Source organism: Ruminococcus sp. YE282 (assembly GCA_900101355.1).
GTDB lineage: Bacteria > Bacillota > Clostridia > Oscillospirales > Acutalibacteraceae > Ruminococcoides > Ruminococcoides bromii_A.
Map to the genome: position 1 here is coordinate 28,399 of FMUV01000002.1, position 19,918 is coordinate 48,316.

Here is a 19,918-nt window from a genome sequence, read left to right on the forward strand (position 1 = left end):
TGTTTTTTAACGTCCTATTATCTTTTTACGAAAAAATTAAAAATATTCCTCTTTATATCAGAAAATTTTTTGTATTTTCCTTATATATCTAAAATTCAACAACCTCAGATAAATAATAACCGATTTAATATCAAATATCAGCATAAAAGTACTGTTCAGACTCGCTGATTGCCTGAACTTCACCTGAAGTTGCATCTGCAAGTTGTTTATTAAGTAAAGAAAAAAGTTCGGGCTTTATATGGAATTTTATCAATACCCTGTCGGCATAAATTGTATCGTCAATTGACGCTCCAACACCCATAATCAGCGAAGAAACCTTGCCATACTGATTGTAGCTGCAGGCTGCGGAACAAACAAAACAGTTTTGCCTAAGTACAATTTTTGAAGCCTGAAGCGCAAGTTTTGCGCCCTTGGAATATGCACGGACAAGACCGCCCGTGCCCAAAAGCACACCGCCAAAGTAACGTGTGACTACAATGCATACATCAAAAACATCATTATTGGTAATCACTTCAAGAACCGGCATACCTGCGGTGCCTGACGGTTCACCGTCATCACTGTAACGCTTAATATTGCCATCTCTAAGTGAGTATGCATATACATTATGAGTAGCATTCCAATGTTCGCTTCGCTTAGCATTAATAAAATCAACAGCCTCCTGTTCACTTTTTACAGGAGTACAATATCCAATAAACTTCGACCTCTTTTCAACAAATTCATCATTAGAGGATTTTTGGACAGTTTTATAATCTTTATTCATATAAATTCCTCAAAAGAGTAAACAAGGCGACACAAACGTGTCGCCTTAAAGGTTTGCATATAAAATTACTTGTCCATATTGAAACGCTTTTTAAATCTGTCAACACGTCCGCCTGTATCAACCAATTTCTGCTTTCCTGTAAAGAAAGGATGACACTTTGAACAAATTTCAACACGGATATCCTTTTTTGTTGAACCTGTTTTTATTACATTGCCGCATGCACAAGTGATTGTTGTCTGCTCGTACTTTGGATGGATGTTCTCTTTCATTGCTTCTCACCTACCTACTATGCACAATTAACAAAGTTATTATACTACATTCGTTTACAAAATGCAAGTATTTTTTTAATTTTAGCATTATTTTCAATAATTTTCATTTCCGTCAGCCAAATATTCAGCATACTCCTCAAGACACATATTGTATGAGCGCATTTTTATGGCATTATCGACACCTACATATCTGTATAGTGATTGATTATAAGAAATATGGGTTAAATCTTCTTTGTCATATGGAAATCTCAAAACAAATCCGTAGTTTACGCAATTTCGTTCCAAATAAGCGGCAGAATGTTCATCAGATAAATCAAAACCTATTAGCAAACCTGTCTGAGCCTCACTGCATCCGGCTTGGGGTTCAATCTTTTGAGCAGCAGATTCGGCTCTTACCTGTGTATAATCAGGATTAGAAAGAAATTCTCTAAGCTTTGCATTATATAGTTTTTCCTGTTCGTCAAATGATACGTAGCCCGAAACAACTTTTAGCTCAATTCCGTCGCTTTTTGCATCATCACACATTCGCATCAAATCATTGAACAAAAGTGCATTTACCTTTAGATTTTTATAATCAACAAGCTGTGGTACATAATCCTTATCAAGCTGATTCTGTTTATTCACCACCATAAGTAATTCATCGGTTCGTTCAGAATTTGAAGTTTCATTATTGCGTTCCGCTGAATTTGGAGAAATCACAAAAATGTATAAAGATATAACACCAATAACAACAGCTGTAAATATAATTATCGCTAAAACAATTATTGTAATTTTTCGTTTTAATTTACCTATTGGTTTAATACGACCGGTTTTTCCTGCATTTATTGCCTGACACCGACGTTTTTTAGAGCTTTTGTAACTCTTTTTGTCGTATTCAGCAAGCCAACGGGACATACTTCACCTGCTTATTTTATTGTTTTTGTTTCAATTTCCTCAACTGCCATTGCAATAAAGTCATCAAGCTTCATAGCACCAAGGTCACCGTCTTTTCTGTGACGTACAGAAACAGTATTTGCCTCTATGTCTTTATCGCCGATAATAAACATATAAGGTACCTTTTCAAGCTGAGCTTCACGGATTTTGTAACCTATTTTTTCGCTTCTGCTGTCTACTTCAACTCTCATGCCCTTTGCTTCAAGAACCTTTTTGATTTCATTTACATAATCAAGGTGTCTGTCGGCAACAGGAAGAAGTTTTACCTGGGTCGGAGCAAGCCACATTGGGAAAGCACCTGCATATTTTTCAATAAGCAACGCAAGCGTTCTTTCGTAACATCCGATAGATGTTCTGTGAATAATGTAAGGATGCTTCTTTGTGCCGTCCTTGTCAACATATTCCATTCCAAATTTTTCTGCAAGCATTTGGTCAATCTGAATCGTAATAAGGGTATCCTCTTTACCGTAAACATTCTTAATCTGAATATCAAGTTTCGGACCGTAGAATGCAGCTTCGCCAACACCGATTGCATATGGAATTTCAAGATGGTTTAAAATCTTTTCCATCATATCCTGTGCTTCATCCCACTGTTCCGGAGTGCCGATATATTTTTCACGGTCATTCGGATCCCATTTTGAGAAACGATATGATACGTCTTCATACAAGCCAAGAGTTTTCAGCATAAATATTGCAAGCTCAAGACAGCTTTTAAACTCTTGTTCAAGCTGTTCGGGAGTGCACATAAGATGTCCCTCTGAAATAGTAAACTGACGTACACGAATAAGTCCGTGCATTTCACCGCTTGCTTCATTTCTGAAAAGCGTTGAAGTTTCATTATATCTGAGAGGTAAGTCACGGTACGAACGCTGACGGTTCAGGTATGCCTGATACTGGAAAGGACATGTCATAGGGCGAAGAGCAAATACTTCGTCATCTTTTTCAGGGTCGCCGAGCACGAACATTCCGTCCTGATAGTGATCCCAATGTCCGCTGATTTTGTAAAGGTCGCTCTTTGCCATATAAGGAGTTTTTGTAAGTAACCATCCACGGCGCTGTTCCTCATCTTCAACGAATCTCTGCAAAATCTGTACAATTCTTGCACCCTTTGGAAGTAAAATAGGAAGGCCCTGGCCGATAATATCAACTGTTGTAAACAACTCAAGCTCACGACCAAGCTTGTTGTGGTCACGGCTCTTAGCTTCTTCAAGCATCTTCATATGCGCTTCAAGCATTGAAGTCTTAGGGAATGCTACGCCATATACTCTACAAAGCTGTGCATTTTTTGCATCGCCTCTCCAATAGGCACCTGTACAGTTAGTAAGTTCTATTGCCTTGATTGGAGAAACATTCAGCAAATGAGGGCCCGCACATAAATCGGTAAAATCACCCTGTTTGTAAAAGCTGATATTCTCGCCTTTATCGGAATGTTCTTTTACAAGCTCAACCTTGTAGGGCTCGTTCATATCGGAGAGCAGTTTTTCTGCTTCCTGAGGTGGCAATTCAAAACGCTCAATTTCAACTCCGGACTTAACTATTTTTTTCATTTCTGCTTTTATTTTTTCAAGGTCTTCGTTAGAGAACGGTTTCTCTACATCAAAATCATAATAAAAGCCATTGTCAATAGCAGGGCCGATTGCACATTTAGCGTTTGGATAAAGTCTTTTTACAGCTTGCGCCAGCACATGTGAAGCCGAGTGCCAAAATGCTTTTTTACCGTCAGGCTCGTCAAATGTAAGGAGTTCAACCTTACAGTCTTTTGTGAGCGGAGTTCTTAGGTCAACAATTTCACCGTCAATTCTTGCACAACAAACAGACTTATACAAACCTGCTCCAATTGATTTTGCTATTTCAGCAGGCGTAATATTTTTTTCAAATTCTTTTACAACGCCGCCTTTTAATTCAACACTAATCATTGTTATTCTCCTTACTTATTAAAATATACCAAAATAATAAAAAAGCCCAATACTCCAAAAGGAGTATTGGGACGAATGGACTTCGTGGTTCCACCCAAATTCGGCTTTAGAGCCCTCAAAAGACTTTAACGCAGTCACACGCCACACCATTTCCTGTGCAGACTCAAAGGTGGTAAAATACAAAGCCGAATACGAAGCTTTCAGCATATGCTTCGCTCTCTGAAAACGGTTAAATATACTTCATATCCTTATCATAGCTTTTCTTGCTCATATAATATCACTACAATTATGTGATGTCAACAGTAATTTGAAAATTATTTTTTATTTTCCAAGTCTTGAAGAATTTGGTCAATTTCACTTAAACTTTCTTTTGAATCGTTAGATGACGAACTTTTCGTAACACCTTCAGCAGTGTTAAGTACTATTGGGGAATCGTCAGTTGCCACCGGACCGCTTCCGTTATCAGAATATTCATCTCTATTATAGCCAAGTATAAAGTCGTCAATATCGCCCATAGACTCAATAAATTCACTTGCCGCCTCATCATCAGGCTCCTCATCGTCAATAGGATTATGAGACATTACAAGATCATCATAGTCGCTGGTATCCGTATATTTATTAGCATAAACATCTTCATCATTATCTTCGGGCATACCGTCAATTATCTCAATTTCATCCTTTGTGTATGATTTGATTGTCATTTCCATTATAAATGACAATGCGTAAAGCGAAATTACAATAAACTCAATTCCCATAAGTATCTGACTTACATCAATACCTTCTACCAACGATGTGCAAATTACTCCCAAGCCCTCGGCAACTGAAATTGCAATAGCAGGCAGTCCGTATATAAAGCAAGCCTTTACAGGATTTCTGCCCTGAATGCGTGAAAGCACCATGGCGCAAGAGAACATAAACAAAGTAATAAATATATAACAGAAAAGTGCAGTAAGGTCTGTTGCGGATATCGATACTTTAGTTGCAACTAAAAATTCGGAAACTAGTTCGGCGCATCCCCACAATGCAGGGAAAATAAACAGCATTGACACTGTCGAGATGTTTGACTTACCTACAAAGTGAGCTCGTGCCATAAGTACAAGTGCAAAACCTGCCGGTATTGCAAAAATAAGACATGCAATTGTCATAAAATAATATTCAGAATTTGCCGTAGTATTCATAAATTTTGTTACGGCACTTGCAATTATAACTATTCCGGACAAAACCGCAAATGCAGCAGCCGGATAATTCTTTCTGACCGGATAAACAGGAGCTGTTTTTCTGTCAAATAAATTTATAAGTATGCATAAAACAAAGAGCCCGAGACCAATGCCGATCACGGTGTAGGTCAACCCCATTTTATTCATTCCGAGAAAAAGGCCGTTGCCGTCAAGACCGAATATTCCCATAAGCTTAAAAACGCTCATTACTATTGCAACAGGTATAAAAGGAATAACAGAATACTTTACTTTCATATTAAACTCCGTTTCTATACTTACTTGATAATATATGTGTAAGTTATTTTATTTCATACGTGGACATATATTATTTTAAGACAAATATATTAGTATGTCAAGAAAAATAAAGCACAATTTAGCTTTTATAGTATTATTTTTGTGATTTGTTTATTGTTAAAATTAAAGATTTAAATACACAGCAGGTGAAAATATGAAATTAAAATTAATATCAATAATATTATTTCTCGTAATTATGGCGGCACTTCCTATTTCCATTGTAAAGTGTAATTTTACAAATAGTGATTCCGGAAATTCAAAAATAAAGAATAACGTGAGTGAGCCTTCAGACAGTAAACAGATTAATGACAAAAAGACATTATTATGCGGCCTTGTTGCGGCACAGTATGATGAATCATATTGCGATGAAACAATTAGAGCTATTGCGATCCTGATGCAGTCGGATTATGATGCTGAACCGCAAAAATTTCACTTAAAAAATAAAGACATTTATCTGAGTAAAAACGAAGCTGAAAATTCTATTAAAGAAAAATATTCGGATTTTGAAAAGGCAGTTAATTCTGTATCAGAAATAAAAATAACAAAAGATAACAAAACACTGTACATACCTTTTGCAAAAATTTCCAACGGTCAAACCATTACCGACAAAGAATATGACTATCTCTCCCCTGTTGCCTCACCATGGGACTGCTTTAATGTAAATTATGAACCCGAAAACAAATGCGCAGGAGTAAGTCTTTGCGGGTTAGATTATCTTTGCAAAAGCGGAATGACGGCGGAGAAAGCTTTAAAATGGTATTTACCTGAGTTTGAAATAGGGTAAATTTGACTGCTTAACATAAAGAATTAAATTGCATAATATGTAGTATCTGCAGAATTAGTAAATAAGATATAACAAATTACTATTAAATTATTATTGCTATACAAAGGTAAATATCGAATTAAATTAACTCACTAATAGTTGAAAGGAGATATAGAATTGGAAATATCAGAAATGATTAATGAACATTACGGATTATCTAAGTTTCCCGAAAATATTTCGGAAGCCATGGCATACGTTCCGTTTCAAATGAACAACGCCAAAACTTATACGGCGGCTCAGGGATTTTCTGCAGGTACAATGTTCCCATCTCTCAACAAACCATTCTATGGAAGCAAATGTGGTGGAACTAATGACTGAAAGAGAAATATTACTCAAAAAAATATCAACCTATCAGTTTGCAGCGCTTGATTTGCAGCTTTTTCTTGATACCCACCCAAATGACACTGAAACCGTAACCAAAATGAGAGCCTTTAAAGAAAAAGCACAGCCGCTTATTGCTGAATATGAAAGCAAATACGGACCTCTCACCAAGAGTGCTACAACTCAAAACAATTGGAATTGGATTAAGGCTCCGTGGCCGTGGGAAAGCGAGGAGATCGACTGATGTTTGTATATGAGAAAAAACTGCAATACCCTGTTAATATAAAGCAAACTAATCCAAAGCTTGCCAAAATAATCATAACACAATACGGAGGACCGGACGGCGAGCTTGGAGCATCGTTAAGATATCTTAGCCAAAGATTTTCAATGCCACTGCCTGAATTAAAGGGCACATTGACAGATATAGGCACAGAAGAACTCGGGCATCTTGAAATGATTGGTGCAATAGTATATCAGCTGACACGAAATTTGACAATTGACGAAATAAAGAAAGCAGGATTTGACGATTATTTTGTTGACCACACCACAGGAATATATCCTCAGGGGGCAAACGGTGTTCCGTTCACAGCAGCCGCTCTGCAAAGCAAAGGCGACGCAATAACAGACTTGCATGAAGATATGGCTGCAGAACAAAAAGCTAGAACCACCTATGACAACATTCTCAGAATGTGCGACGATTATGACGTCAAAGACGCTATTCGCTTTTTGCGCGAACGCGAGGTAGTTCACTATCAGAGGTTTGGTGAAAACTTAAGATTACTGACCGATAAACTTGACGAAAAGAATTTCTACGCATTTAACCCTGAATTTGACAAAAAGTGCTTCAAGAATCAAATGAAGAAAAAGTAATCTTAACAAGGGCATAAAATAAAGCAACCGGGAATCCTTTTATGATTACCCGGTTGCTTTAGCTTTAATATACCAATTATTTTGGATTGCCTCAATTAAAAATTAACATTTGTTTTTAAGTTATTCCATTCATTGCGAGTAATTGCATATACTAACGTAATTTCATTTTCGTCATCATTAAACTCATCAACATAACACATCCCTTTTGACCTTGCAGTGGCAGATGAGGCTATATTGGATTTTTTCATATATGAATAGATGATATTAAACGGCGTGTTTTCAAAAGTCCAGTCACGAACTCTTCGCGAGGCTTCTTTGGCACAACCTTGGTGTTGATACTTTTTGGCAATATGATACCCGATTTCAGGTTTTATGCTTCCGTTAATATTCTGCATCGTAACTCCGCAATCGCCTATCACTTTTCCGCTTTCCTTTAGAACCACCGCCCAAAGTCCGAAGCCAAAAATTTCATATCTTTCCTGATTTTTTAGTATCCAGTTATGAACTCTGGTGTTATCAAATGTATATGGGTAATGCTGCATAATATCTGAATCCGCAAGTACGTTATATAAGGAACTAAAATCGTCATCAGTCAGATTTCTGAGAATTAATCTTTTAGTTTCAAGATACATAACAAATCATTCCTCAAATTAAATTTAATGCAGTTTTCATTTGCATATTTTGGATATGCTAATAATCACGATTTTCGCACCAATAAACAGTATTTTCTGGGACACAAAAAAACCATTGACATTAGATTAATAAAGCTGATTCAAATATCATTTCTATTAATTTTGTGCTTTTTGTAATTTATAGACTTTGTGATACAAAACATTCTTGATTTTCTCAAATTCATCTTTTCCAACGGTGTTTTCAGATGTCATTAAAAATAACTTCAAGGGCTTTTTATTCTTAGAAAGCGCAGGCTGTTGATATGGAAAATCATTAAGGAAAAAGCCGTTTCTTTTATAAAAATTTATTCTTCTTTTCGGCATTTCGCTCTCGGGAGGCTCAACTTCAAGGCAAACAATTTTATCCGAATTTGAAGTGACCTCATTTAAGATTTCAGCTCCTATTCCCTCGCTTCTGAATTTTGGAGCAACTGCAAAATGTTCAACATAAAGAAATTCAGTAAAATTCCAAACAGCAATAAATGCTTTAACCGATTTATTTTCACCTCTGAGAACATATACAGCATAATCCGAGTCGTCAAACAAACTTAACTGTTCATCATAATTTCTGTATTCATCTTCCGGAAAACTACCTTTCATAATATCAAATATTTTATCAAATTCTTTACTTTTAATCTGTTCTAACATACTGCTCTCCTATTCTCAATTTAGATTTGCAATGTGCTGTTTTTAAATAAATTAAGATATATTATATCATAAAAAATGACAATAGCTTTGTCAACCTTTATTGAATATCAGTTATACAATCAGTACAATAAAAATTCTTAGTAACTTAGCCTTTCCTAAATCTAAGCCTTAACTGAAATATAAAATAAAATTGTAATATGATATAAAACAAACTCCCTTTTGTTAATTTGCCAAAGGGAGTTTTAACGATAATTGCTGTTTTTATAATATTGAATTTATATGCAAAACGCCGCTTTCGATTTTACTCAAATGCGGCGTTTTTTGAGAATATTCACTTATCTTCCTCTCTGCCAAGAAGATAATCGACAGACACCTCAAGAATGTCGGCAAGTGCTACAAGTTCAACATCAGTAACAAAACGAATTTGTCCCTCAAGCTTTGAAAGTCCCGAAGCATTCATATCTACCCCATTGACCTGGAGCTGGGCTAAAAGCTCTTTTTGTTTCATTCCTTTTTGCTTTCTTACAAGCTCAACACGGTTTCCTACAAGGTTTCTGTCTCCAAGTTCCTGCTTGCGTAATCTCATTTTCTACTCTCTCCAAATCCATTATAATTCTTTTTTAAAATTCTTTAAAAACATTGTGATGTTATTATAATACTTTAAGAGAAAAAAAACAAGTGGTTTTTGTAAATAAATTTAAAAAAATGAAATTTTTTGATGTATTTAGTTACAAAAATAATATTTTGCATTATATCTTATAACCATAACGTAATTCTCAGAGCTATTTTTGTTACATTTATACAGCACAATGTTCTTCTGTGGAAATTTGTTGATTCTGTTGAAACTTTATAATTCTATTGTTGAATAATGTTAGTAATGTTAAAAGTCGTTTTTAGACCTAATTTAGGTTTAAATAATACAAATTATTACATTTTGTAACCAAAAGGCGAGATACAGAAATTTAATCCGTATCTCGCCTTAAATTATAACCAATTAATAAAATAATAAAGTAAGATTATTCACATTTAAAAGTACAGTCTTCAATTGCTTTTACCATTGCAAGACGATTGTCGTGTCTGCCACCTTCTTCTGGAGTGTTTAAAAATATATCAGTATATTTAACAGCTTCATCTTCAGTGGTAACTCTGCCGCCCATACAAAGAATATTAGCATGGTTGTGGCGACGCGTCATCTCTGCACCAAAGGCATTATTTACAACGGCAGCTCGTATACCTTTAACCTTGTTTGCCGCAATTGAAATTCCGATTCCTGTTCCGCAACAAAGTATGCCACAATCACATTCTCCGCTTGTTACTGCGGTTGCAACTTTGTAAGCATATATAGGATAGTCAACACTATCGGTACTGTATGTACCGAAATCCTTATACTCAATACCTTTTTCATCAAGATATTTCTTGATTGCTACAATAAGATTGTAGCCACCGTGGTCACATCCAAGTGCTATCATTTTTTAACCCCCAGTTTTTTGTTAAGTTCTCTTTGAGCCTGCGGTAATCTTAAATATGTCGGCATAAGCTCCTCTGCCGATACAGTGTTGCCGCGTAATGCCTCCTTAATTGCCGCACAAGCGGTTGAAGAAGCAGTTTGTATTCTTTTATTAACAGGAGCAAGTTTTGAGTTTACGGACGAATTTTCAAAATATTTGACGCATATTTCCGCTCCGTCACCGACAAGTACTATCGGCTGATTGAATCTTTGTAAATCGTGAGCCAATTCATCGAGCGACAGGGCTCTGTCAGCACAAATTCTTTCAACTTGTTCTCCGCTAACCTTAAACAATGCATTATACACCTGTGAGCAACGTGCATCCATTGCCGCACATACAATACAATCGGAACCAAGCATATTATACGCCATACACTCAAGAGTTGAAATTGATATGCACGGAATATTATCTGCAAATGCTAAGCCTTTTACGGCAGCTACGCCGATTCTTACTCCGGTAAAAGAACCCGGGCCTGCATTAACTGCAATAGCGTCAACGTCTTTTAGAGAAGTATTTGTGTTATCCAACAGTTGTTCAACCATCGGCATAAGCGTTTGGCTGTGCGTCAGAGCAGTATTAATAAAAGATTCACCTATTATTTTATTTTCCTCAGCAATGCAAACCGAAGCCGCCGTTGCCGAAGTATCTACTGCAAGAATTTTCAATTTATGTCAACACCCTCTATTTCAAAAATTCTTTGATTATCACTGTCTCCGCGGTTAATCGTTATTCTGACAGTATTTTCAGGCAAAGCACCCTCGATATTTTCGCTCCATTCAATAACAAGAATTCCGTTGCCGATATAGTCAAAAAATCCTGTTGAATAAAGGTCATCCCAGGTATCTACTCGGTACATATCAAAATGGTAAACCTTGAATTTGCCGCTGTATTCATTGACAAGGGCAAACGTTGGGCTTGAAACCCCCTCGTTTATTCCAAGAGCAGAACAAAGTCCCCTTGTAAAGGCGGTTTTGCCCATTCCAAGTCCGCCAAACAGCGCAATTACTTCTGTGCCTGTAAGCTTTTCGCCGATTTTGGCACCGATTTGTTCGGTCTCATCCGAACTGTTAGAAATAATTTTAATCATCAGAACAAACCTACAATTTTTCCGTCATTGTTCACATCAATTCGATATGCGGCAGGCTCTTTTGGCAGTCCGGGCATAGTCATTATGTTGCCCGTATAAACAACAACAAAACCTGCGCCGTTTGAAAGTGAAACATCTTTAACAGTTATATTAAAATTCTTTGGTGCGCCGAGTAAACTCGGGTCATCAGAAAGAGAATACTGAGTTTTAGCAATACAAACAGGAAGATTATCAGCACCGAGCCTTGAAATTTCTTTTATAGCTTTTTCGGCGGCAGCTGTGTAATTTACTCCGTCTGCACCGTAGATTTTCTTTGCAATAGTCTCAATCTTTTCTTTGATTGAAATATCAAGAGAATATATCGGAGCAAAATCCGATGGCTTTTCACAAGCCTCAACAACTTTATGGGCAAGTGTTACTCCGCCCTCTCCGCCGTCAGCGAACACATTGGCAAGTGCAAAATCCGCACCCTTATCTTTACAATAATTTTCGATAAATTTAAGTTCTTCATCAGTATCTGTTCCAAACTGATTAATTGCTACAACGACAGGAATATTGTACTTTCTCATATTATCAATATGAACGCCAAGATTAACAATACCCTTTTTTAAGGCGTCAAGATTTTCATTTGAAACCTCTGCTTTCGGAACACCACCATTGTATTTAAGTGCACGGCAAGTAGCAACCAAAACAACAGCCGATGGCTTTAATCCGCCGTATCTGCACTTTATATCAAGGAACTTTTCTGCTCCGAGGTCAGAACCGAAACCGGCCTCAGTTATGCAATAGTCCGCAAGTTTAAGTGCAAGCTTAGTTGCCCTCAAGCTGTTACAACCATGAGCAATATTAGCAAACGGGCCTCCGTGCATTATTGCAGGAGTTCCCTCTAAGGTCTGAACAAGATTTGGCTTAATTGCATCCTTAAGCAAAGCGGTCATTGCTCCGTCAGCCTTTAGGTCTTTTGCGTAAATCGGTTCGCCTGAATATGAGTAAGCTACAAGAATTTTACCTAATCTGTGCTTTAAATCTTCAATATCAGACGCAAGGCACAAAATAGCCATAACCTCAGAAGCAACAGTAATTATAAAGTGGTCTTCACGAGGAACTCCGTTCACCTTGCCGCCAAGACCTATAACAACATTTCTGAGTGCACGGTCGTTCACATCAAGGCAACGTTTTATTAGCACCCTGCGGGGGTCAATCATAAGTGCATTGCCCTGCTGAATATGATTGTCAAGCATAGCGCAGCACAAATTGTTTGCGGCAGTAATAGCGTGCATATCACCTGTAAAATGCAGGTTTATATCCTCCATCGGCAGAACCTGAGAATATCCGCCGCCTGCGGCTCCTCCCTTTATTCCAAAAACCGGACCTAAAGAGGGTTCACGCAAAGCAATTACAGCTTTTTTTCCTATTTTTGCCATTGCTTGTCCAAGACCGGTGGTTATTGTTGTTTTGCCCTCGCCGGCGGGGGTAGGATTAATTGCCGTAACAAGTACAAGTTTGCCGTCAGGGTTACTGCTAATCCTTTTAGAAAGCTCATCAGAAAGTTTTGCCTTGTATTTACCGTATAATTCCAATTCATCAGCCTCAATATTAAGCTTTGATGCAACTTCAGTTATTGGCAAAAGCTTCGCCTGCTGAGCAATTTCAATGTCAGACAACATAATTCGGGTACCTCCGTGATATTATAACAATATATTTATTTTATTATATCAAAACATTATATTTGTATTATTCTAATTTGAAAATATACTTGATATTGTGATGATAATTTAATATAATCTAAATGCAGGAATTGACGCTGTCTATACAAAACACAGCGTTGATTCTATTTAAATAATTCTGAAATAATATTTGAGAGGCGTTGCGTTTGAACGTTTTTTTCACTTCTGTAAAAAACTATTTTAAAAAGACAGATACCGTGCTATGGATTCTGACAACTGCGGCTGTTGTGTACAGTTTATTGCTGATTTCAAGTATGCAAAGAGCAGGTAGTTACAATTATATGAAAACTCAAATTGCGGCAATTATAATCGGTTTTGGGTTTGCGGTAATCATTTCGGTTGCAGATTACAGATTTTTTGTACGAAAATGGTATTTTGCGGCAACTGCGGCTGTTGTGCTTGCTCTGCTTGTATTCATATTCGGCATACGTGTCGAGGGAACAGACGATATGGCATGGCTTTCACTTCCCGGCGGCTTTACGATTCAACCGTCCGAACTGATAAAAATTTGTTTGATAATAACCTTTTCAAAGCACCTGTCGTATCTGAAAGAAAACGGACTTTTACACTCATTGCTTGGTGTATCAACACTTGTAATTCATGCGGCGTTGCCAATGGCTGTAATACACCTCCAAGGTGATGACGGAACGGTACTTATCTTTGCAATGATATTTTTGATAATGGCGTTTGCAGCAGGTGTTCAGGCAAGTTATTTTTTAATTTTACTCGGAATTTTACTTATCGGCGCTCCGATTGTTTGGAATCTGTTTATGAACGATGAACACCGCAATAGAATTATTGCTCTTTTTGACTTAGACGGCAATGCTATGACCAACTACGGATGGCAACAGTATCAGGGAAAGGTATCTATTGCAAGTGGTGAATTATTCGGAAGCGGACTTTATCACGGTTCAAGAGTGGAATATGATATTGTTCCGGAACAAGAAAACGATTTTATTTTTACGGTTGCAGGCGAAGAACTCGGATTTATCGGATGCATTATTTTGATGGGTATTTTGCTTGCAATTATCATTAAAGTAATACTCATTGCCAAAAAGTCCAATGATTATATTGGAAAGTATATTTGCTTCGGAGTTTTTGCAACCATAGCTTCTCAGACAATAATTAACATCGGTATGGTGCTTGGCTTTTTGCCTGTTGTCGGAATAACACTTCCGTTGTTTAGCTCGGGAGGAACATCAGCGTTAAGCACATTGATATGTTTAGGATTTGTACAAAGTGTAATGTATAACAACGGCAGCGATATGGAAAAAGCAAGCATACGCCGCGGAAGTCAAAACAGAATCAGAATTTAAAAGAACAACAAGCCCTGAGAATCAAGGCTTGTTGTTCTTTTGTTTATTTTTCTGATATAGTTAGATTTGCCTTATAGTTTCCGTAAACCCAACAACTGTCAGCGTCCTTAAATGTGAACACCAAAGGCATTTGGACAGAGCCTGTCGTTCCGTTTGAAGATGAAATATCAATTACACCGGTTATTGAATCGGCACTTAAATCATCAATTTGTGACGAAGGACCGATAACCGTAACGGAAATGTTTTTCTGAGTTATTTCCGATTTATACTTATCAGATAGTCCTTTCACAGTAAAATTGTCAACCGTGAATTTTTTGGTTGTAAAGCCGCTCAAATCCAAAGTAACCTTTGCAGTTGTGGAATTACTGATATTTTTGCAATCTGTTGGAATATCAATTCCAAGTGCATCAAAAGTGATTTTTTCATTTTTGAGGTTTGAAAAATCAATAGCTTCCAAATTTACAGAATCTGTTTTCTCAAGGATGTCTTTATTGCCGGCAAGCAAAATTGTTGACGGTTCAACAGAAATCATATCGTCGGTAATTTCAAGGCCGCTCGGCTTGTTTGTAAATGTTGGTTTTACGGATACCGTTTTTTCGGGCAAAACAGAAACGGTTGCTTTTACCTTATCGAAATCCATTGTAAGTAAATCGGTTGATAGTTCATTACCGCTGCTGTCATAAAGGACAATTTCAGCATCGGTAGTTGATGAATCCGTAAGAGTACCGTTTATTTCAGCCGTTGCAGAAACTTTATCAATCTTGGAAATTTCGGTTTGCGGACCCGAAATTACAATTGACTTAGTGGCTAAAGAAGTTGAAGCATAGTAACCGTCTGACACCTTATACACAACGTTTTCCTGAATTTGGAAAGAGCTCTCGCGTAAATAATCAACAACAACATTGATATTAGACGGTGTAACGGCGGACGTTATCTGAAAGTTACTCGACGGATTGGTTTTGGTAGCTGAAACAGGAAGAGAATAGCTGCCTGATGAATTAATCGTATTTGCCGCCGCCGTAACGGTTACATCGGATTCGGACATTGTTCCGAGAGTTGCTCTGCTGCCCGTAACGGTAACCGAAGCGGTTTGCTCAGCTCCGGAAAAAATCTGAAGACCTGAGTTTCTTGCCTCATCAGACAAATCAATCTGAATCGGTATATTGCTGAGCGTTAATGTTGTATCGCTCGTTGTACCCGTACTCATATAAATCCATATTACAAGTGAAATAATTACTGACAAAACCAACAAGAATTTGTTGTTCATCATAAGTGCATTAAGGGAGAATTTTTTCTTTTTCAAGATTTAGACCTCCCTTTTTTGGTATGAGAACGTTTGGAATTAAGGTCCTCATCCTCATATTCGTCAAGCAAAAGTTCTTCAAGCTTTGCAACAAGGGAATCCCGTGAAAAATCACGCAGTAAGATACCGTCTATTGCAAGCGAAATTGTGCCGGTTTCTTCACTGACTACAAGAACAACAGCATCGCTTTGCTCACTGATTCCCAAGGCTGCCCTGTGACGAGTGCCAAGGTTTATATCAACATTTTTATTGTCTGTCAAAGGAAGAATACATCCGGCAGCAAAAAGCTTTCCGTCACGTATTATGCTTGCACCGTCATGAAGAGGAGCTTTGTTAAAAAAGATATTTCCGAGCAGTGCGACAGAAGTTTCAGCTTCAATAATAGTGCCTGTTGAGGCAATATCGGAAAGCATTGTTTCACGTTCAAAAACAACCAATGCGCCTGTTTTAGAATGAGAAAACAGTGCTGCGGTGTCAGCGGAATCTATAATAGATTTTCTTACAGCTTTTTTCCATTCATCGGTCTTTCCGTGTCTGGAAAAAATTTTGATATATTTACTCCATGTATCGTTTCTTCCCATTTGTTCAAGTGCTTTTCTAATTTCGGGCTGAAATATTATGGCGACAATAACAACCGAGGCTTCAAAAAAGGCTCGGAGCAATGACGACAGCATTACAAAACCAAACACAGAGGATACAATATAAATAACAAGGAGAACGAAAAATCCTTTTAAAAGCTGAACGGCGCGTGTCTCACGAATGAATTTAAACAACGCAAATATAATCAACGCAATCGCAATAATATCAATGATATCTCTAATTTGAATTGTCTTAATTATTGACAATAAATAGTGAAAAAAATCCATAATTCCGTTCTCCTTTCTATAAAATTATCTGTTTTAAAATTTTTATTTTATTTTAACACACACTAAATGTTAATTGCAACCTTTTTTGACGGATTTTTAAAATCGGAAATTTTATGAACAGCATTGGCAAAATATTCAATCTGTCCTTGTGTTGAAAATACCGACATTACTGCTCTGACGGTTCCGATTTCATCCGTATGAAAGAACTCGTGAGCCAAAGGAGCGCAATGAAGTCCCGCCCTTACAGCTATATTAAAACGGTCGTTTAGAAGTACTGCAGTCTGTTCGCTTTCATAACCGTCAATGTTAAAAGATATAACGGGAACAAATGACTTTGAATCAGGTCTCTTTGTATAAAGTTTCACCTTTTTAATATTGCTTAATCTGTCGTACATACGCTGTGCAAGCATCATCTCATTTTTTTCGATTTTTCCCGGGCTTCTTTGCAAAACGAACTTTACCCCCGCATTAAGCCCGGCAATTCCAGGTAAATTAGGCGTTCCGCTTTCATATTTATCCGGAAGCATTTCGGGCTGACGACGACAGGAAGACATACTGCCTGTACCGCCTTGTATCAAACTTTCGGGTGTTTCCTCGGAATTTATAACCAGTATTCCCGTGCCCATAGGTCCGTAAAGTCCCTTATGACCTGCGGTGCACAAGAAATCAATGCAGGTATCTTTTAAAGAAATCGGAACAACACCGGCACTTTGCGCCGCATCAACGCAAAACAGTATTCCGTAAATTCTGCATAGTGCCGCTATGCGTTCAACGGGCAGCTTTACACCAAAAACATTTGATGCATGCGTGCATATCACAAGTCTTGTATTAGATTTAATTAGTTTTCTGAAATTATCTATTGTTTTTTCATCATCATAAGGTACATAATCGGCAATTGAATATTCAACACCGTAATTTTTCATAAATTCAAGCGGACGAACCACAGCATTATGTTCAAGCGATGAAATAATAACGTGGTCTCCGCTTTTAAGCAAGCCTTTAATTACCGTATTAAGTGCAACTGTACAATTGGAAGTGAATATAATATTTTCCGGTTTATCTATACCAAAAAGTTTAGCACAGTTCACCCTGCAATTATAGATTGTTTCGGACGCTTTCAGCGACATATTATGTCCGCTTCTTCCGGGATTAGCGCCATAATACTTTAGCGCTCCGTTTACCGCTCTGACAACACATTCAGGCTTTGGAAATGTTGTTGCTCCGTTATCAAAATAAATCATATATAATCAACGGCTGAAGTACCGATATACCGCACGTTATTGTCCTTGATAATTTTCAATGCATCACTAAAACCGTTTTTGACATAAAGACTGTATCCGCAAGATTTTTTGCGAAGTTTGGCAGGAGTTCTTACGATTCTTGATGATATTCTGTGATTTTTCAGCAAATCTCTGCTTTTCATAACAGGCGTTATCGAATCAAATATTATTAGATTATTTTCCATATTTTTCACCTTTTCTTGTTTTATTCCGCACATAGTTTTGCATATATCGCTATTCTGTTATTAATAACATACTATGTCAGAAAATAAATTGGTACACAAAAAGCACGGTTTTTACACCGTGCTTTATTATATTTAATATTCATTTATAATAGGAATAAGCTGATTAAACTTCCATTTTTCTAACCGAAACAATCAACACAATATAAGTTATTATAAAATAAATAACAAAGCAAACTGCGGCCCCCGCAAGCATTCCCGCCGTTACGTTTGCATTTGATATAGAATCAAACTGACTTCCAAACCACAAAACACAGAAATCAAAGTTCTTAAGTTTCAATCCCATATTCACAAGACTGAGAGCCTGCGGTAAAAGCAACAGAGAGAGAATTGATATTATAACAGCGGGAGCATTCTTTTTTACGATTGTACAAAGCATAAAAAACAGTCCTGTAAATGTCATAATTCCAAAAAACAAAAGCAACATTTGCGGAATCAGAGTGCCATAACTCTCTCCTATATTGCCGTATAAAGCGGTTGAAACTGCAAAAACAATTATTGCGTTCAGCGCCGTAATTATACAAGACGCAATTAACAAAGTGATATATTTTGCGATAAAAATAACTGTTCTGCTGTAACCCTTTGAAATTACATTTTTCAAAATTTCGTTTTCAAAGTCATCGCAAACAAAACTGTACACAAATACCATAATACAAAATGCTATCGGGCTTTTTGCAAAAAACCTAACCATACTGATAATACCGTTTTCGGGCTGCATGATTAAACTGTTTGTTGATGGGTCGCTTTCCTGAACAGCCAGGATAAAAGCTTCTGAATTAACTGTTTTATATACAAAGAAAGAAACAACCAAGAACAAAGTACTTAATGCAATTGAGATTACGGTCCAAATATAAAAACTCTTTGATCTGAATAATTTATGAAGTTCAAAAGAAAATACTTTACTCATATCAGACACCTACCTTACGTAAGAAATAATCCTCAAGTTTAATTGAATGAAGACAGATTTGTTTAACCGTTACACCGTTTTTAACAAGCATTTTATTAAATTCACCGGTCCTGTCAAGTCCTGTGTCAATATAAATGATACCCTCATGCAGGTGAATCATATCTTGCGGAACAGAATTTGAAAGCAAAGATATTGCTTTCTCGGGATTATCCAATTCAATTTTCACCCTATCGCTGCACTTTTCAGCAAGTTCTTTTGCGGTAACTTCTTCTATAAGCCGTCCCTCTGAAATAAATCCGTAACAGGTAGCAATTTTTGAAAGTTCTTCGAGAAGGTGACTCGATACCATAAAAGTAATGCCTTTGTCACGGTTAAGCCTTAGGATTAAATCTCTTATTTCAATAATACCCGTTGGGTCAAGCCCGTTAATCGGTTCATCTAATATCAAAAATTCAGGATTGCCGAGCAACGCAATTGCAATGCCGAGGCGTTGACGCATACCGAGTGAAAACTGTCCGGCAGTCTTATTTCCTGTGTTGCCCAAGCCAACGTAATCAAGTATATCTTTAATTTGTTTGTCAGAACTGTTGCAAAGAAATGCAAAGCGTTTCATATTTTCATATGCAGAGCATTTTTTGTAAACAGCGGGAGCTTCGATAAGAGAACCGATTTTCCGACGTGCCAAATCGAGAGGTTCACCGTCAAACAGTTGAATGATACCGTCCGTCGGGAAAGCCATACCTAACACTTGACGCATAAGCGTGGTTTTTCCTGCACCGTTTTTCCCTACAAAGCCGTAAATATCACCTCTGTTAATTGTAAGGCTGATATTGTTTGAAACTAATTTGCTGCCGTATTTTTTGTTAAGGTTGTACGTTTTTAATACAGTACTCATAACAAAACTCCTTTCAGTATAAACATGATAGCAATTAATTTGTTGCTAAACTTTTCTGTGACCTT

23 protein-coding genes are annotated in these 19,918 nt (G+C 37.1%); 5 read left to right on the plus strand and 18 right to left on the minus strand.

Going from position 1 to position 19,918, the window contains the following annotated elements; genetic code table 11:
- Positions 1–130 precede the first annotated feature (130 nt).
- The 5 genes from BLP46_RS01350 to BLP46_RS01375 form a co-directional block, all read right to left on the minus strand.
- Entirely contained in the window at positions 131–760 is a 630-nt protein-coding gene (locus BLP46_RS01350; protein WP_092974433.1) for a YigZ family protein, read from the minus strand.
- 65 nt (positions 761–825) lie between these two features.
- The gene (gene rpmE, locus BLP46_RS01355) at positions 826–1,029 is read right to left on the minus strand and encodes a 50S ribosomal protein L31 (protein ID WP_092974436.1); all 204 of its coding nucleotides are present in this window, start codon (positions 1,027–1,029) and stop codon (positions 826–828) included.
- Between the two features lie 93 nt (positions 1,030–1,122).
- Positions 1,123–1,923, minus strand: a complete 801-nt coding sequence (locus tag BLP46_RS01360) for a M15 family metallopeptidase (RefSeq protein WP_092974439.1) — start codon at positions 1,921–1,923, stop codon at positions 1,123–1,125.
- Between the two features lie 11 nt (positions 1,924–1,934).
- The gene (gene thrS / locus BLP46_RS01365; protein WP_092974442.1) at positions 1,935–3,878 is read right to left on the minus strand and encodes a threonine--tRNA ligase; all 1,944 of its coding nucleotides are present in this window, start codon (positions 3,876–3,878) and stop codon (positions 1,935–1,937) included.
- Between the two features lie 314 nt (positions 3,879–4,192).
- Positions 4,193–5,350 carry a hypothetical protein gene (locus BLP46_RS01375; RefSeq protein WP_092974448.1) on the minus strand — a complete coding sequence of 386 codons (1,158 nt, stop codon included), beginning with the start codon at positions 5,348–5,350 and terminating at the stop codon, positions 4,193–4,195.
- 193 nt (positions 5,351–5,543) lie between these two features.
- On the opposite strand from BLP46_RS01375, the gene BLP46_RS01380 reads away from it, so the two are divergent.
- The 4 genes from BLP46_RS01380 to BLP46_RS01395 all read left to right on the plus strand — a co-directional run bounded on the left by BLP46_RS01380 (position 5,544) and on the right by BLP46_RS01395 (position 7,403).
- Positions 5,544–6,173, plus strand: coding sequence for a hypothetical protein (locus BLP46_RS01380; RefSeq protein ID WP_092974451.1), 630 nt, complete (start codon positions 5,544–5,546; stop codon positions 6,171–6,173).
- 156 nt (positions 6,174–6,329) lie between these two features.
- Positions 6,330–6,530, plus strand: a complete 201-nt coding sequence (locus tag BLP46_RS01385) for a spore coat associated protein CotJA (protein WP_092974454.1) — start codon at positions 6,330–6,332, stop codon at positions 6,528–6,530.
- Positions 6,523–6,777, plus strand: a complete 255-nt coding sequence (locus BLP46_RS01390) for a spore coat protein CotJB (RefSeq protein WP_092974457.1) — start codon at positions 6,523–6,525, stop codon at positions 6,775–6,777. Before BLP46_RS01385 ends, BLP46_RS01390 begins: the two co-directional genes overlap by 8 nt.
- Positions 6,777–7,403, plus strand: a complete 627-nt coding sequence (locus tag BLP46_RS01395) for a manganese catalase family protein (RefSeq protein ID WP_092974460.1) — start codon at positions 6,777–6,779, stop codon at positions 7,401–7,403. Before BLP46_RS01390 ends, BLP46_RS01395 begins: the two co-directional genes overlap by 1 nt.
- Positions 7,404–7,498: 95 nt before the next feature.
- Here the strand turns inward: BLP46_RS01395 and BLP46_RS01400 are convergent, their stop codons facing one another.
- The 7 genes from BLP46_RS01400 to BLP46_RS01430 form a co-directional block, all read right to left on the minus strand.
- On the minus strand, positions 7,499–8,035 hold the full coding sequence (locus tag BLP46_RS01400; protein ID WP_092974463.1) for a GNAT family N-acetyltransferase: 537 nt from the start codon (positions 8,033–8,035) through the stop codon (positions 7,499–7,501).
- Positions 8,036–8,191: 156 nt separating this feature from the next.
- Positions 8,192–8,722 carry a GNAT family N-acetyltransferase gene (locus BLP46_RS01405; RefSeq protein ID WP_092974466.1) on the minus strand — a complete coding sequence of 177 codons (531 nt, stop codon included), beginning with the start codon at positions 8,720–8,722 and terminating at the stop codon, positions 8,192–8,194.
- 331 nt (positions 8,723–9,053) lie between these two features.
- On the minus strand, positions 9,054–9,308 hold the full coding sequence (locus BLP46_RS01410) for a helix-turn-helix domain-containing protein (RefSeq protein ID WP_092974469.1): 255 nt from the start codon (positions 9,306–9,308) through the stop codon (positions 9,054–9,056).
- Positions 9,309–9,738: 430 nt separating this feature from the next.
- Positions 9,739–10,191, minus strand: coding sequence for a ribose 5-phosphate isomerase B (gene rpiB, locus BLP46_RS01415; RefSeq protein ID WP_092974471.1), 453 nt, complete (start codon positions 10,189–10,191; stop codon positions 9,739–9,741).
- The gene (tsaB, locus tag BLP46_RS01420) at positions 10,188–10,895 is read right to left on the minus strand and encodes a tRNA (adenosine(37)-N6)-threonylcarbamoyltransferase complex dimerization subunit type 1 TsaB (protein ID WP_092974474.1); all 708 of its coding nucleotides are present in this window, start codon (positions 10,893–10,895) and stop codon (positions 10,188–10,190) included. Before tsaB ends, rpiB begins: the two co-directional genes overlap by 4 nt.
- A complete protein-coding gene (tsaE, locus tag BLP46_RS01425) occupies positions 10,892–11,317 on the minus strand; it encodes a tRNA (adenosine(37)-N6)-threonylcarbamoyltransferase complex ATPase subunit type 1 TsaE (RefSeq protein ID WP_173311347.1) in 426 nt (141 codons plus the stop codon). Before tsaE ends, tsaB begins: the two co-directional genes overlap by 4 nt.
- Positions 11,317–12,984 carry a formate--tetrahydrofolate ligase gene (locus BLP46_RS01430; RefSeq protein ID WP_092974477.1) on the minus strand — a complete coding sequence of 556 codons (1,668 nt, stop codon included), beginning with the start codon at positions 12,982–12,984 and terminating at the stop codon, positions 11,317–11,319. The genes tsaE and BLP46_RS01430 overlap by 1 nt, the downstream gene beginning before the upstream one ends.
- Before the next feature lie 206 nt (positions 12,985–13,190).
- On the opposite strand from BLP46_RS01430, the gene BLP46_RS01435 reads away from it, so the two are divergent.
- The gene (locus BLP46_RS01435) at positions 13,191–14,360 is read left to right on the plus strand and encodes an FtsW/RodA/SpoVE family cell cycle protein (RefSeq protein ID WP_167669137.1); all 1,170 of its coding nucleotides are present in this window, start codon (positions 13,191–13,193) and stop codon (positions 14,358–14,360) included.
- Between the two features lie 43 nt (positions 14,361–14,403).
- Here the strand turns inward: BLP46_RS01435 and BLP46_RS01440 are convergent, their stop codons facing one another.
- The 6 genes from BLP46_RS01440 to BLP46_RS01465 form a co-directional block, all read right to left on the minus strand.
- On the minus strand, positions 14,404–15,663 hold the full coding sequence (locus tag BLP46_RS01440) for a CdaR family protein (RefSeq protein ID WP_092974483.1): 1,260 nt from the start codon (positions 15,661–15,663) through the stop codon (positions 14,404–14,406).
- On the minus strand, positions 15,660–16,529 hold the full coding sequence (cdaA, locus tag BLP46_RS01445) for a diadenylate cyclase CdaA (protein WP_092974486.1): 870 nt from the start codon (positions 16,527–16,529) through the stop codon (positions 15,660–15,662). The genes BLP46_RS01440 and cdaA overlap by 4 nt, the downstream gene beginning before the upstream one ends.
- Positions 16,530–16,591: 62 nt before the next feature.
- Entirely contained in the window at positions 16,592–17,770 is a 1,179-nt protein-coding gene (locus tag BLP46_RS01450; RefSeq protein WP_092974489.1) for an aminotransferase class V-fold PLP-dependent enzyme, read from the minus strand.
- Entirely contained in the window at positions 17,767–17,994 is a 228-nt protein-coding gene (locus tag BLP46_RS01455) for a putative Se/S carrier protein (protein WP_167669138.1), read from the minus strand. Before BLP46_RS01455 ends, BLP46_RS01450 begins: the two co-directional genes overlap by 4 nt.
- A gap of 163 nt (positions 17,995–18,157) precedes the next feature.
- A complete protein-coding gene (locus tag BLP46_RS01460) occupies positions 18,158–18,958 on the minus strand; it encodes an ABC transporter permease (RefSeq protein ID WP_092974495.1) in 801 nt (266 codons plus the stop codon).
- Between the two features lies 1 nt (position 18,959).
- Entirely contained in the window at positions 18,960–19,853 is an 894-nt protein-coding gene (locus BLP46_RS01465; protein ID WP_092974498.1) for an ATP-binding cassette domain-containing protein, read from the minus strand.
- Between the last annotated feature and the right edge of the window lie 65 nt (positions 19,854–19,918).